Genomic DNA, 12,907 nt, shown 5'->3' with positions numbered 1-12,907 from the left:
ACTAGCTGTACTTGATCTGGAGGGCCATGCCGATGATGGACACCACCCAGATGCCGGTGACGAACAGCGTGAGGCGGTCGAGGTTCTTCTCGACCACGGTCGACCCGGACAGGCTGGACTGCACACCGCCGCCGAACAGCGTCGACAGGCCGCCACCCTTGGCGCGGTGCAGCAGCACCAGCAGCACCACCAGCACGCTGGTGACCACCAGGATGATCTGCAGAGTCAAAACCATGGCGACCAGACTACCTGGTCGGAGCCGTGGTCACGGCATCGGTCACGGCAGGGGCCCACCGGCGGCGATGGCCGACAGGGTGGCGAACTGCTCACCATCGAGCGACGCTCCGCCGACAAGCGCGCCGTCGACATCCGGCTGGGCGACGATCTCGCCGACGTTCTTGGCGTTCACCGAGCCGCCGTAGAGCACCCGAATGCCGGCGGCGATCTGCGGCGAAGCGAGGTTGCCCAGCTCGGCGCGAATCGCGGCGCACACCTCCTGCGCATCAGCCGCGCTGGCCACCCGTCCGGTGCCGATCGCCCACACCGGCTCGTATGCGATGACGATGTCGGTCAGCTGTTCCTTCGTCAGTCCGGCCAGCGAGCCGCGCAGGGAGTTCACGTTGAACTCGACGTGGTTGCCGGCCTCACGGACCTCGAGCTGTTCGCCGATGCACACGATCGGCGTCAGCCCGTGCCGGAACGCCGCAGCCGCCTTCTCGGCGACCAGCGCGTCGTCCTCGTGGTGATACGTGCGCCGCTCCGAGTGTCCGACCACCACGAACGTGCACCCGAGCTTGGCCAGGAACGCGCCGCTGATGTCGCCGGTGTAGGCGCCCGCATCGTGCTGCGACAGATCCTGTGCGCCGTACGTCAGCCGCAGCTTGTCACCGTCGACCAGAGTCTGCACACTGCGCAGATCGGTGAACGGCGGGATCACCGTCACGTCGACCTTGTCAAAGTACTTGTCGGGCAACGAGAACGCGATCTTCTGGACGAGCGCGATGGCCTCGAAATGGTTGAGGTTCATCTTCCAGTTGCCCGCGATCAGCGGTTTACGTGCCATGTGGTCAGGACTCCAGGATCTCGATACCGGGCAGTGTTTTGCCCTCAAGGTATTCCAGCGATGCACCGCCGCCGGTCGAAATGTGCGAGAAACCGTCCTCCGGCAGACCCAACTGCCGCACCGCGGCCGCCGAGTCTCCGCCGCCGACGACGCTGAACGCGCCCTTGGCGGTTGCGCCGACGATCGCTTCGGCCACGCCCTTCGTGCCCGCCGAGAACGCTGGGAACTCGAACACGCCCATCGGGCCGTTCCAGAAGATGGTGCGGGCGTTCGACAGCAGTTTGGTGAACCGCTTCACCGACTCCGGTCCGATGTCCAGACCCATCTTGTCAGCCGGGATACTGTCCGCCCAAACGGTTTCGGGCGGGGAATCGGCGGCGAACTTCTCAGTCACCACGATGTCCACCGGCAGGTGGATCACGTCGCCGTAGGTCTCCAGCAGTTGGCGGCAGGTGTCGATCATCTCCTCCTGCAGCAGCGATGTGCCCACCGAAACCCCTTGCGCAGCAAGGAATGTGAAGCACATACCGCCGCCGATCACGATACTGTCGGCCTTGGTGGCCAGGTTCTCGATCACGGCCAGCTTGTCCGAGACCTTCGACCCGCCCAGCACCACGGCATACGGCCGGTCGGTCGAACTGGTCAGCTGCTCGAGCACCTTGACCTCGGCGGCCACCAGCGTGCCCGCGTAGTGCGGCAACAGCGTGGCCACGTCGTACACCGACGCCTGCTTGCGATGCACCACACCGAACCCGTCGGAGACGAAAGCCCCGTCCTCGCCGACCAATTCGACCAGCGCCTTGGCCAGCTTCAGGCGCTCGGCGTCGTCCTTGCTGGTCTCACGGTCGTCGAATCGGATGTTCTCCAGCAGCAGTATGTCGCCTTCGGTCAGGCCCTCGGCGCGTGCGAGCGCGTCGGTGCCGACCACGTCACCGGCCAGCTGGACATGCCGGCCCAGCTGCTCGGACAGCGCGGCGGCGACCGGCGCCAGCGAGAGCGCCGGGTCGGCTCCGCCCTTGGGCCGGCCCAGGTGCGCCGTCACCACGACCTTCGCCCCGGCGTCGGACAGCGCCTTCAGTGTCGGGACCGACGCGATGATGCGACCCGGGTCGGTGATGCGCCCGTCGTCGAGCGGGACGTTCAGGTCGGAGCGCACCAGTACGCCCCGGCCCGAAACACCCTCGGCCAGCAGGTCGTCGAGCGTCTTGACGGCCATCGCTGTTACAGCGACTTGCCGACCAGTGCGACCAGGTCCACCAGGCGGTTGGAGTAGCCCCACTCGTTGTCGTACCAGGAGACGACCTTGGCCTGGTTGTCGATGACCTTGGTCAGACCCGAGTCGAAGATCGAGCTGTGCGGGTCGGTCACGATGTCACTGGAGACGATCGGTGCGTCGTAGTACTTGAGGATGCCCTTGAGCGGACCCTCGGCGGCAGCCTTCATCGCGGCGTTGATCTCGGCCGCACCCGGTGCCTTGCTCAGTTCCACGGTGAGGTCGGTCGCCGAGCCGGTGGGGATCGGCACCCGCAGCGCGTAACCGTCCAGCTTGCCCTTCAACTCGGGCAGCACCAGGCCGATGGCCTTTGCGGCGCCGGTCGAGGTCGGCACGATGTTCAGCGCGGCGGCGCGGGCGCGGCGCAGGTCTTTGTGCGGGCCGTCCTGCAGGTTCTGGTCCTGGGTGTAGGCGTGGATCGTGGTCATCAGGCCCCGCACGATGCCGAATTCGTCGTGCAAAACCTTGGCCAGCGGGCCGAGGCAGTTCGTGGTGCAGGACGCGTTGGAGATGATGTTCTGGCTACCGTCGTACTTATCGTCGTTCACGCCCAGCACGATGGTGATGTCCTCATCGGTGGCCGGCGCGGAGATGATGACCTTCTTGGCGCCCGCGTCCAGGTGGCCCTTGGCCTTGGCGGCGTTGGTGAAAATGCCCGTCGACTCCACGACGACGTCGACACCCAGGTCACCCCACGGCAGCGCCGCCGGTCCTTCTTTGACCTCGAGGGCCTTGATCTTGGTGCTGCCGATGACGATGGTGTCCTCGCCCTCGAGGCTGACGTCCTGCGGCAGCCGGCCCAGGATCGAGTCGAACTTCAGCAGGTGCGCGAGGGTGGCGTTGTCGGTGAGGTCGTTGACGGCCACGATCTCGATGTCCTTGGCCTTGCCCTCCGCCTGCTGAGTCGCCAGAGCCCGGTAGAAGTTGCGTCCGATGCGGCCGAAGCCGTTAACGCCAACCCGGATGGTCACGTTGTCTCCTCTAGTTTCTTCCAGTACTCGCCGCCCAGCCTAATGGCGTGCTAAGTCGCGTGCGCGACCGGCTGGAACCTCACGAGATCTGCGGCCCGCTCTGGTCGGCACGGGGCGAGCCGGTCCACCGTTCCCGGATCGCCGGCAACGTGCCGTCGTGCTCGAGGGTGGCCTGCGCGACGTTGATCCGGCCCAGCAGCGCCGTGTCGCTCGTGGGCACCGCGATCGCGATCTTCTCGGTGGTGATGCCCCGCTGCACCACCGCCACGCCGGGTGTTCCCTCGGCCAGCCGGGTCAGCACCGGGTCGAGTTTCATGAGCGCGTCGCACCGGCCGCTGGACAGGTCCCGCAGCGCGCTGCGGATGCTGCCGTAGTCATAGACGCGGACCCGGGCAACCTTGCCGTCGGCCAAGAGCCGGTTGGCGATCGGCTGACTGGTGTTGCCCTGCTGCACGCCGATCGTCAGCCCTTCGAGGTCATCGATCGACGTGACGTCAGGCATCCGAGTGGCATCGACGGCCAGCGCCTGACCAGAGATCAGGTACGGATCACAGAACGCCGCCTTCATGGCCCGAGACCCGGTGACGGTGGTGCCGGAGGCGACGCAGTCGAAGTCGCCGGAGTCCAATGCGTCGAAGATGCCATTGAAATCGCGGCCTTCATAGCGGACGAACTCGACCGAAGCACCGAGCTGCTCGCCGATGGCCTGCATGAGTTCGATGTCCAGGCCCGAGCTGTTCACATCGTTGAACGGTGGGTCCGGAAAAGCCGCCCCGACCCGCAACACCTCAGGCATGGCATAAACGCTAGCCCCTGCTCTGCGGGCCGTATCGCTGCACACCGCAGAACACCGTGTTGCGCCGCCGGTGGGTCTGCAGACGCCGGCTCGCGAAACTGCCTAACGCGCTGCCTCGATCGCGCGAACCGGCCGCCGCACGGCGACCGCAGCCACGAACCCGTAATCGGCACAAAGGTTTTCGGCGGCCGCGTCAGTCGGCGATCGGGACCTTCACGTCCAACTCGGTCCGAAAGCCGCGCCGCCATTACGCTGTTGTGGTGCCAACTGTCTTGTCGGTCAATCTGGCCCGCGTCCGCGCCAACCCGGACAAACCGTCGAGGCGTACCGGCATCGACAAACAAGCCACCGCCGAAGCGGTGATGGTGCGTGCACCGGGCCCGATGCGCGCAGGTCTCGGCAGCGGTCTGGTCGGTGACACGATCGGCAACCGGAAGCTGCACGGTGGCGACGACCAAGCCGTCTACGCCTACGCCCGCGAAGACCTCGACGAGTGGGCGGGACGGCTCGCGCGCCCACTGGCCGACGGGATGTTCGGCGAGAACCTCACCACCTCCGGCGTCGATGTAACCGGAGCCCTCGTCGGCGAACGCTGGCGGGTGGGCACCGACGGGTTGCTGCTCGAAGTGTCCGCGCCCCGCACGCCGTGCCGCACCTTCGCGGCATTTCTCGACATCGACGGCTGGATCAAGACCTTCACCGACGCCGGCAAGCCCGGCGCGTATCTGCGGGTGATCTCGCCGGGCACCGTGCGCGCCGGCGACAGCATCGTCGTGGAGGACAAGCCCGATCACGATGTCACGATCGCGTTGGTCTATCGCGCCCGGATGTCGGATCCCAGCCTGCTCCCCCGGCTGCTAACCGCCGACGCGCTGTCGGCCGAACTCAAGGCCTATGTGGCCAAGAAAGCGGCCAAGTCGATTTAGGCGTCTTCCAGCAGATCGGGCGTGACGGCGGACTCGGTGTCCGGGATGCCGTCCTGCTTGGCCTTGCGATCCGCCATTGACAGCAGACGCCGAATACGGCCGGCCACAGCATCTTTCGTCATCGGCGGGTCGGCCAGCCGGCCCAGTTCCTCCAGCGACGCCTGACGGTGCTCGACGCGGAGCCGGCCGGCGGCGGCCAGGTGGTCGGGTACCGTGCCGGCCAGGATCTCCAGCGCGCGCTCGACACGGGCAGCGGCGGCGACCGCGGCGCGAGCCGAGCGGCGCAGGTTCGCGTCGTCGAAGTTGGCCAGCCGGTTGGCGGTGGCGCGCACCTCGCGGCGCATCCGCCGTTCCTCCCAGGTGAGCCGGGTGTCCTGGGCGCCCATCCGGGTCAGCAGCGCACCGATGGCTTCGCCATCGCGCACCACCACCCGGTCGGTGCCCCGCACCTCGCGCGCCTTCGCGCTCACGCCGAGCCGCCGCGCGGCACCGACCAGCGCCAGCGCGGCTTCCGGTCCGGGACAACTGACTTCGAGTGCCGACGACCGTCCGGGCTCGGTCAGCGAACCGTGCGCCAGGAACGCGCCGCGCCACGCGGCCTCCGCATCGCCGACGCTTCCGCCCACCACCTGGGCGGGCAGCCCGCGTACGGGCCGGCCGCGCATGTCCAGCAGCCCCGTCTGACGCGCGAGCGCCTCACCGTCCTTGGCGACCCGCACCAGGTAACGGGTGCTCTTGCGGATGCCACTGGCCGACAGCACATGCACGACGGCGTTGTAGCCGTAGAGGTCGTAGATGTCCTTGCGCAGCCGCCGGGCGATGATGCCCAGGTCAACTTCGGCCTCGACGACGACCCGGCCCGACACGATGTGCAGGCCGCCGGCGAAGCGCAACAGCGAGGCCACCTCGGCCCGGCGGGCACTGACGGAGTTGACGGCCAGCCGGCTGAGTTCGTCCTTCACCTCGGCAGTCATCGCCACGGGTCGTCACCTCTCGGTCCATTGGCTGTCGGTCCCTGCACCCCGTCCCCCTGTCGCCTTCCTCCGGCCTGCGCGGACGCAGCAGATGGAGGGGAAGGCGGCGCGGTAACCGTTGTCCGGGTGCGCACACCGTCAAGCGCTGCAGCCAGCTTCGCCGGGTCATGTAAAGGTGTACCAGGTCTCGACACGTCGGCAAACTGAACCGAAGCTTCCAGCAGGCTTGCGGTACGCCGCAGTTGGTCACGTTCCCGGTCAGACGGGACTCGGGTGGCGTCGACGACGATCTCGTGGACCGAGAAGCCCGGCGCGTGCTGAGCGAGAACGTGCAAATGCCGCTCGGCGGAGAAGCCGGCGGTCTCCCCCGGCTCGGCGGCCAGGTTGAGCACCAGGGCCCGGCGAGCGGCGGTGGCTTTCAGCGCGGCGGCCAATTCCGGCACCAACACGTGCGGGATCACGCTGGTGAACCACGAGCCGGGCCCGAGCACTACGAGATCGGCGGTCATGATCGCGTCGACCGCCTGGCGGGTGGCCGGCGGATCACCCGGCAGCAGACGCACCCGGCGGACCTTGCCCGGCGTCGTCGCGACCGCCACCTGACCGCGGATCACCCGGCTCATCCGCGGATCGCCTTCCAGTCCGGCCACATCCGCCTCGATCTGCAGCGCGATCGGGCACATCGGCAGCACCCTGCCCTTGACGCCCAACACGCGGCCCAGCTCGTCGAGCGCGGCTACCGGATCGGCCAGCAGCTCGTTGAGGCCGGCCAGCATCAGGTTGCCGATCGGATGCCCGGCCAGCGCGCCGCTGCCGCCGAACCGGTGCTGGATGATGGTCGCCCACAGCCGACCGTGCGGGCTGTCGGAAGCCAAGGCCGCCAATGCCATTCGCAGATCCCCGGGCGGAATGACGTCGAGTTCGCTGCGCAGCCGACCCGAGGACCCCCCGTCGTCGGCGACGGTGACCACCGCAATGACATCGTGGGTGAGCCGGCGGGCCGCAGACAGCGTCGCGTACAGACCATGGCCACCCCCGAGGGCGACGATACGGGTCATTCGCGACCCAGATCGCGGTGCAGGACGCGGACAGTCAGGTGCTCGTGGTTCTCCAGCAGGCCGGCGAGCGCCTCGGCCATGGCGACACTGCGGTGCTTGCCGCCGGTGCAGCCGATGGCCACGGTCATATAGCGCTTCCCCTCCCGGCTGTAGCCGTCGACGACGAGCCTCAGCAGCTGATGGTAGGTCTGCAGGAACTCCGCGGCACCCGGTTGGGCAAGGACGTAATCACGGACCGCCGCATGCTGGCCGGTGTGCGGCCGCAACTCGTCTACCCAGTGCGGGTTGGGCAGGAAACGGACGTCCATCACCATGTCGGAATCCATCGGCAGGCCGTACTTGAACCCGAACGACTCGACCGTCACGGACGTCTGCGCAACGGTCCGGCCGGCGAAGGCCCGCTCGATGCTCTCGCGCAGGCCGTGCACCGACAGGGTCGAGGTGTCGATGACCAGATCCGCGGACGCCCGCACCGGGGCCAGCATCGCCCGCTCGGCGGCGATGCCTTCGGCCAGAGTCTGGTTGCCCTGCAGCGGATGACTGCGCCGGTTGTTCTCGTAGCGGCGAACCAGGATGTCGTCGGAGGCCTCCATGAACAGCACCCGCGAATGGATGCCGCGGGTGGCCAGCTCGTTGCGTACCCAGTCCAGGTCCCCGGTGAATCCTCGAGACCGGACATCCATGACGACCGCCAGCTGGGTGATCCGCGAACCGGCGGTCAGGCCGAAGTCCACCATCCTTGCGATGAGCTCGGGCGGCAGATTGTCGGCCACATACCAGCCCAGGTCTTCGAGCACCTTCGCCGCGGTGCCCCGGCCGGCGCCGGACAGACCCGTCACCAGCACCACGTCGATACCCGATTCCTCGCCGGTCTGGCCGGTGCGCATGTCCTCGCCTGTGTTGTGATCTGTCATCGCGTTGCCTGTTCGGCAGACTGATCTTTGCCGACGGGCTCGTCCTGCGCAGGCGATACCGGCGAATCCACAGCCACCCCTAGCGCTTCCAGAACCGCGGCAGCGGTCGCGGTGCCAATACCGGGCACCGCGGTGATCTCGTCGACGCTGGCCTGCCGCAGCCGCGCCAGCGATCCGAAGTGCGTCACCAGCGCCTTGCGCCGGATGTCGCCGAGCCCGGGCACGGAGTCCAGCGCCGAGGCCGTCATCCGCTTGGAACGCTTGCTCCGGTGGTAGGTGATGGCGAAACGGTGGGCTTCGTCGCGGACCCGCTGCAACAGGTAGAGGCCCTCACTGTTCCTGGGGAAGATCAGCGGGTCCGCCTCGGCAGGCACCCACACCTCCTCGAGCCGCTTGGCCAGACCTATGACGGCGACGTCGGCAATGCCGAGGTCGTCGAGCACCGCCTGCGCGGCGTTGACCTGAGGGGCGCCGCCGTCGACGACGTAGAGGTTCGGCGGGTAGGCGAACTTGCGCGACTTGCCTTCCGCGGAGAATTCCTCGACCGCCTGTTGCTGCTCGTGCACGTGGCGGGCGAAGCGCCTGCGGGTCACCTCGGCGATCGATGCGACGTCATCGGAGCGGCCCTGGCCGGCGGCTTCACGGATCGCGAAGTGGCGGTAGTCGGACTTGCGCGGCAGGCCGTCCTCGAACACCACCAGCGAGGCCACCACATCGGTGCCCTGCACATGACTGATGTCGACACACTCGATGCGCAGCGGTGCGTCGGCCAGGCCCAACGATTCTTGAATATTCTGCAGCGCAGCCGATCTGGCGGTGAAGTCGCCGGCGCGCTTGAGCTTGTGTTGCTGCAGCGCCTCCTTGGCGTTGCGGTGCACCGTCTCGGCCAGGGCCTTCTTGTCGCCGCGTCGCGGCACGCGCAGTGCCACCCGCGAGCCGCGCAACCCGGACAGCCAGTCGGCCAGTTCGTCGGCGTTGGGCGGCAGGCAGGGCACCAGCACCTCGCGCGGCACCGGATTGGTGGCTTCGTCTGCGGCCCCGCCCAATTCGGCCTGATCGCCGTAGAACTGGGTGAGGAATTGCTCGACCAACTGCGCCTCGGCGGATTCGCCTGGGCCGCTGGGCTTTTCGACGACCCAGCCGCGCTGTCCGCGCACCCTCCCGCCACGGACGTGGAAGACTTGAACGGCCGCCTCCAGGTCGTCGTCGGCGAACGCGACGACGTCGGCGTCGGTGCCGTCACCGAGCACCACAGCCTGTTTCTCCAGAGCCCGTTTGAGCGCGGCGATGTCGTCGCGCAGCCGGGCGGCCCGCTCGAAGTTCAACTCGTTGGATGCCGCGTTCATCTCGAGCTCGAGCTCTCGGGCGAAGCGGTCGGTCTTGCCGGACAGAAAGTCGCAGAAATCATCGACGATCTTGCGATGTTCCTCGGCACTGACCCTTCCGACGCACGGCGCCGAACACTTGTCGATGTAGCCCAGCAGGCACGGACGCTCGATTTGACTGTGCCGCTTGAACACTCCGGCCGAGCAGGTGCGGGCCGGGAACACCCGGGTCAACAGATCCAGTGTCTCGCGGATGGCCCAGGCGTGCGAGTACGGGCCGAAGTAGCGGACCCCCTTGCGGCGCGGCCCGCGGTAGACCGACAGCCGCGGATACTCCTCGTTGAGGGTGACCGCCAGCACCGGGTAGGACTTGTCGTCGCGGTAGCGGACGTTGAACCGCGGGTCGAACTCCTTGATCCAGTTGTATTCCAGCTGCAGCGCTTCGACCTCGGTATTGACCACCGTCCACTCGACCTTGGCGGCCGTGGTCACCATCTGACGGGTGCGCGGGTGCAGGGCGGAGATGTCCTGGAAGTACGACGTCAGCCGGGGGCGCAGGCTTTTGGCCTTGCCCACGTAGATCACCCGGCCGTGCGGGTCCCGGAATCGGTAAACCCCCGGTTCCACCGGAATGGACCCGGGCGCCGGGCGGTACGTCGACGGATCGGGCACGCTTCCAGATTAGTCGGGGCTCCGACAGGCACTACCGTCGACAGCGTGCCGGCCGCGCGCGTCACCCGTCTCACCGAGTCGGACTGGGAACAGTTCGCCGAGCTTCGGCTGCGCGCACTCTCCGACACCTTCGGCACAGCCGATAAGCAGTACGTCGCCGAGGCCCTGTTCACACCGACCGACTGGCGCCGCCGGCTGCGCGACCACGCGCAGTTCGTCGCAATGCTGGGCGGGCGGCCCGTCGGCATGGTCGCCGCATATCAGGAGACTGCGGAGCGGGTTTACGTCTACTCGCTGTGGCTCGAGCCGGAGGCGCGTGGGCGCGGGCTGGCCCGCGGGCTGGTGTCCGCCGCGGTGGACTGGGCGCGCCGGCGCGGGGCGCGCACCGCGACGCTGCGGATGGCTCCCGACAACGCGGCGGCGCGAACGGTCTACACGAGCCTGGGATTCACCGAGGTGCCCACCGGCGCCAAATCCGAAGTGGTGATGCGACTCACGATCCCGTGAGGTCGGGCCGGTACCTGGCGAGCTGGGCGCGCAGGGTGTCCATCGATTCCACTGCGCGCTCGCCGTCTATCGCCTGGATCGCCAACACCGCGGTGTACTCGTAGTCGGCCAGGTCCACCCTGGCCCACCGGGAGCCCTGCGGAAACGACACCCCGACCACGTCCGTCCAGGGAATCACCCGCTCGATAACGATGTTGCGAACCCCGAGCCCGGCCGGCCCGATGCGCAGCCGCGGGGTGGCCAGCAGGAGGATCGCGGCGGCCAGGATCACTCCGAGCCCACCCATCGCCACCTGATCGGCCGTCTGCATGATGGCCCCGGTGTAGCGGATCTTCAGCAGGAAACCGACCACGATCCCGGAGACCGCCACCACGAACGCGGCCACGTAGGCAACCAGCGGCGTCAGTCGGGGCCGCACCACGACTTCCCAGTCGTTGTCGCTCATGCCCCGCGCAGGTGGCGCAGCGTCAGCGCGGTCGACAGCGCGGCAGCGGCGGCTTGGGCGCCCTTGTCCTCGGCGGAGCCCGGCAGGCCGGCGCGGTCGAGCGCCTGTTCCTCGGTGTTGGTGGTCAGCACCCCGTTGGCCACCGGGGTCGACGCGTCCAGCGAGACGCGCGTCAGGCCCTGCGTGACGGCGTCGCACACGTAGTCGAAATGTGGTGTCTGACCGCGGATGACGACACCGAGGGCAACCACGGCGTCATGGGTGCGCGCGAGTTCCTGTGCGACGACCGGGATTTCGATGGCCCCCAGGACGCGGACGACCGTCGGGCTGGGCACGCCGGAGTCGTCGGCGACTCGGACGGCACCGTCGAGCAGGGCGTTACAGATCTTCGAATGCCACGTGCTGGCAACGATGCCCAGCGACAACTGCGAGGCGTCCATCTCCGGAAGCTCCGGGACGCCTGCCCCTCCGCTCACAGGGCGCCGCCGAGATCGCCGGGTACGACCTCGTCGTACTCGTCGAGCCCGGTCAAGTCGTGGCCCATCCGATCCCGCTTGGTCATCAGGTAGCGGATGTTCTCGGCGTTGGCACGCACCGGCAGCGGCACACGCTCGATGATGTGCAGCCCGTAGCCGTCCAAGCCGACCCGCTTGGCCGGGTTGTTGGTGAGCAGCCGCATCGAGCGCACCCCGAGGTCGACGAGGATCTGGGCGCCGATGCCGTAGTCGCGCGCATCGGCGGGCAGGCCGAGCTCGAGGTTCGCGTCGACGGTGTCGGCGCCGGCATCCTGCAGCTGGTAGGCCTGCAGTTTGTGCATCAGGCCGATGCCGCGGCCTTCGTGACCGCGCATGTAGAGCACGATGCCGCGACCTTCACGGGCCACCATCGCCAACGCGGCGTCGAGCTGCGGGCCGCAATCACAGCGCCGAGACCCGAAGACGTCGCCGGTCAGACATTCGGAGTGCACGCGCACCAGGACGTCGTGGCCGTCGTTCTCCGGTCCGGCGATATCGCCCCTCACGAGGGCGACGTGTTCCACCTCTTCGTAGATGCTGGAGTAGCCGACCGCGCGGAACTCGCCGTGCCGGGTGGGGATCCGCGCCTCGGCGATGCGCTCGATGTGCTTTTCGTGCTTGCGCCGCCACTCGATGAGATCGGCGATGGAGATCAGGGCCAGGTCATGCTCGTCGGCGAAAACCCGCAGCTCGTCGGTCTGGGCCATCGAGCCGTCGTCCTTCTGGCTGACGATCTCGCAGATCGCACCCGCCGGGTGCAGGCCGGCCAGCCGGGCGAGGTCGACGGCGGCCTCGGTGTGGCCGGGACGGCGCAGCACGCCGCCGTCCTTGGCGCGCAACGGAACGACGTGCCCGGGCTTGGTGAAATCCTCCGACACACTGGTCGGGTCGGACAGCAGCCGCATCGTCGTCGCCCGGTCGGCAGCCGAAATACCGGTTCCCACACCAATTTTGGCGTCGACAGTGACGGTGTACGCGGTGCCGTGCTTGTCCTGGTTGACCGCGTACATGGGTAGCAGACCCAACTTGTCGCAGATCTCGCCGGACAGCGGCACACACAGGTAGCCCGAGGTGTAGCGGACCATGAAGGCGACCAACTCCGGCGTCGCCTTCTCGGCGGCGAAGATCAGGTCGCCTTCGTTCTCCCGGTCTTCGTCATCGATGACGACGACGGCCTTGCCTGCCGCGATATCGGCAACCGCCCGTTCGACGGTGTCCAGCCTCGTCATCCCTTGCCGCCTACCCCTGTCCAATGTTGCTGCTACCAGACAGTATGAACCACCTGCGTCGCGTGATTATTGCCCGTCCTGTTGAGCGGCCCGCTCACTCGGCCCGGACGCCGATACGTGCAGGCCAGCGCTGTGGTGTGACGTACGTGACAGGACTGACCAACGGGGTGATCAGGCGGAAGTAGGAAGCCAGCAAAAGCTACCCTCACCGCAGCCGATCGCCTAGTCTCCGCTCGTCA

At 67.9% G+C, this 12,907-nt stretch carries 14 protein-coding genes; 2 read left to right on the top strand and 12 right to left on the bottom strand.

The features are described from left to right. Position 1 precedes the first annotated feature (1 nt). From secG to AB431_RS13395, 5 genes are all read right to left on the bottom strand, one after another. The gene (secG, locus tag AB431_RS13415; RefSeq protein WP_047330334.1) at positions 2-235 is read right to left on the bottom strand and encodes a preprotein translocase subunit SecG; all 234 of its coding nucleotides are present in this window, start codon (positions 233-235) and stop codon (positions 2-4) included. A gap of 42 nt (positions 236-277) precedes the next feature. Beyond that, positions 278-1,063: a triose-phosphate isomerase gene (tpiA, locus tag AB431_RS13410; RefSeq protein ID WP_047330333.1), complete on the bottom strand. Its 786-nt coding sequence runs from the start codon at positions 1,061-1,063 to the stop codon at positions 278-280. Positions 1,064-1,067: 4 nt separating this feature from the next. After that, positions 1,068-2,279 carry a phosphoglycerate kinase gene (gene pgk / locus AB431_RS13405; RefSeq protein WP_047330332.1) on the bottom strand — a complete coding sequence of 404 codons (1,212 nt, stop codon included), beginning with the start codon at positions 2,277-2,279 and terminating at the stop codon, positions 1,068-1,070. A 5-nt stretch (positions 2,280-2,284) separates the two neighbouring features. Continuing rightward, complete coding sequence (gene gap, locus AB431_RS13400) at positions 2,285-3,307, bottom strand: type I glyceraldehyde-3-phosphate dehydrogenase (protein WP_047330331.1); 1,023 nt, start codon at positions 3,305-3,307, stop codon at positions 2,285-2,287. A 79-nt stretch (positions 3,308-3,386) separates the two neighbouring features. Beyond that, on the bottom strand, positions 3,387-4,103 hold the full coding sequence (locus AB431_RS13395; protein WP_047330330.1) for an ABC transporter substrate-binding protein: 717 nt from the start codon (positions 4,101-4,103) through the stop codon (positions 3,387-3,389). 260 nt (positions 4,104-4,363) lie between these two features. Between AB431_RS13395 and AB431_RS13390 the strand changes: the two genes are divergently transcribed. After that, positions 4,364-5,029, top strand: coding sequence for an MOSC domain-containing protein (locus AB431_RS13390; RefSeq protein ID WP_047333390.1), 666 nt, complete (start codon positions 4,364-4,366; stop codon positions 5,027-5,029). On the opposite strand, the gene whiA is transcribed toward AB431_RS13390, so the two are convergent. Genes whiA through uvrC form a run of 4 tightly spaced genes read right to left on the bottom strand, consistent with a single transcriptional unit; the run spans position 5,026 to position 9,972 of the window. Then, a complete protein-coding gene (gene whiA / locus AB431_RS13385) occupies positions 5,026-6,003 on the bottom strand; it encodes a DNA-binding protein WhiA (RefSeq protein ID WP_144418469.1) in 978 nt (325 codons plus the stop codon). The genes AB431_RS13390 and whiA overlap by 4 nt on opposite strands. After that, on the bottom strand, positions 6,000-7,061 hold the full coding sequence (yvcK, locus tag AB431_RS13380) for a uridine diphosphate-N-acetylglucosamine-binding protein YvcK (RefSeq protein WP_047330328.1): 1,062 nt from the start codon (positions 7,059-7,061) through the stop codon (positions 6,000-6,002). The genes whiA and yvcK overlap by 4 nt, the downstream gene beginning before the upstream one ends. After that, the gene (gene rapZ, locus AB431_RS13375; protein WP_369803067.1) at positions 7,058-7,948 is read right to left on the bottom strand and encodes an RNase adapter RapZ; all 891 of its coding nucleotides are present in this window, start codon (positions 7,946-7,948) and stop codon (positions 7,058-7,060) included. Before rapZ ends, yvcK begins: the two co-directional genes overlap by 4 nt. A 23-nt stretch (positions 7,949-7,971) precedes the next feature. Beyond that, complete coding sequence (gene uvrC / locus AB431_RS13370; RefSeq protein WP_047330326.1) at positions 7,972-9,972, bottom strand: excinuclease ABC subunit UvrC; 2,001 nt, start codon at positions 9,970-9,972, stop codon at positions 7,972-7,974. A gap of 45 nt (positions 9,973-10,017) precedes the next feature. Here uvrC and AB431_RS13365 point away from each other — a divergent pair, with 45 nt between their 5' ends. Continuing rightward, a complete protein-coding gene (locus AB431_RS13365; protein ID WP_047330325.1) occupies positions 10,018-10,479 on the top strand; it encodes a GNAT family N-acetyltransferase in 462 nt (153 codons plus the stop codon). Here the strand turns inward: AB431_RS13365 and AB431_RS13360 are convergent. The 3 genes from AB431_RS13360 to AB431_RS13350 are packed head-to-tail and all read right to left on the bottom strand — an operon-like array spanning position 10,466 to position 12,668. Next, the gene (locus AB431_RS13360) at positions 10,466-10,924 is read right to left on the bottom strand and encodes a PH domain-containing protein (protein WP_047330324.1); all 459 of its coding nucleotides are present in this window, start codon (positions 10,922-10,924) and stop codon (positions 10,466-10,468) included. The two genes, AB431_RS13365 and AB431_RS13360, sit on opposite strands and share 14 nt — an antisense overlap. Then, complete coding sequence (ribH, locus tag AB431_RS13355; protein WP_047330323.1) at positions 10,921-11,400, bottom strand: 6,7-dimethyl-8-ribityllumazine synthase; 480 nt, start codon at positions 11,398-11,400, stop codon at positions 10,921-10,923. Before ribH ends, AB431_RS13360 begins: the two co-directional genes overlap by 4 nt. Beyond that, the gene (locus tag AB431_RS13350; protein ID WP_047330322.1) at positions 11,397-12,668 is read right to left on the bottom strand and encodes a bifunctional 3,4-dihydroxy-2-butanone-4-phosphate synthase/GTP cyclohydrolase II; all 1,272 of its coding nucleotides are present in this window, start codon (positions 12,666-12,668) and stop codon (positions 11,397-11,399) included. The genes ribH and AB431_RS13350 overlap by 4 nt, the downstream gene beginning before the upstream one ends. Positions 12,669-12,907: the final 239 nt, after the last annotated feature.

Source organism: Mycobacterium sp. EPa45, from assembly GCF_001021385.1.
Classification (GTDB): Bacteria; Actinomycetota; Actinomycetes; order Mycobacteriales; family Mycobacteriaceae; genus Mycobacterium.
The sequence above is the reverse complement of the archived record's forward strand: the minus strand, read 5'-3'. Positions and strand labels throughout refer to the sequence as shown.

Coding starts and splice junctions, on each gene's coding strand:
- secG (WP_047330334.1), bottom strand. CDS start 235: ATGGTTTTGACTCTGCAGATCATCCTGGTGGTCACCAGCGTGCTGGTG.
- tpiA (WP_047330333.1), bottom strand. CDS start 1,063: ATGGCACGTAAACCGCTGATCGCGGGCAACTGGAAGATGAACCTCAAC.
- pgk (WP_047330332.1), bottom strand. CDS start 2,279: ATGGCCGTCAAGACGCTCGACGACCTGCTGGCCGAGGGTGTTTCGGGC.
- AB431_RS13395 (WP_047330330.1), bottom strand. CDS start 4,103: ATGCCTGAGGTGTTGCGGGTCGGGGCGGCTTTTCCGGACCCACCGTTC.
- whiA (WP_144418469.1), bottom strand. CDS start 6,003: ATGACTGCCGAGGTGAAGGACGAACTCAGCCGGCTGGCCGTCAACTCC.
- yvcK (WP_047330328.1), bottom strand. CDS start 7,061: ATGACCCGTATCGTCGCCCTCGGGGGTGGCCATGGTCTGTACGCGACG.
- rapZ (WP_369803067.1), bottom strand. CDS start 7,948: ATGCGCACCGGCCAGACCGGCGAGGAATCGGGTATCGACGTGGTGCTG.
- AB431_RS13360 (WP_047330324.1), bottom strand. CDS start 10,924: ATGAGCGACAACGACTGGGAAGTCGTGGTGCGGCCCCGACTGACGCCG.
- AB431_RS13350 (WP_047330322.1), bottom strand. CDS start 12,668: ATGACGAGGCTGGACACCGTCGAACGGGCGGTTGCCGATATCGCGGCA.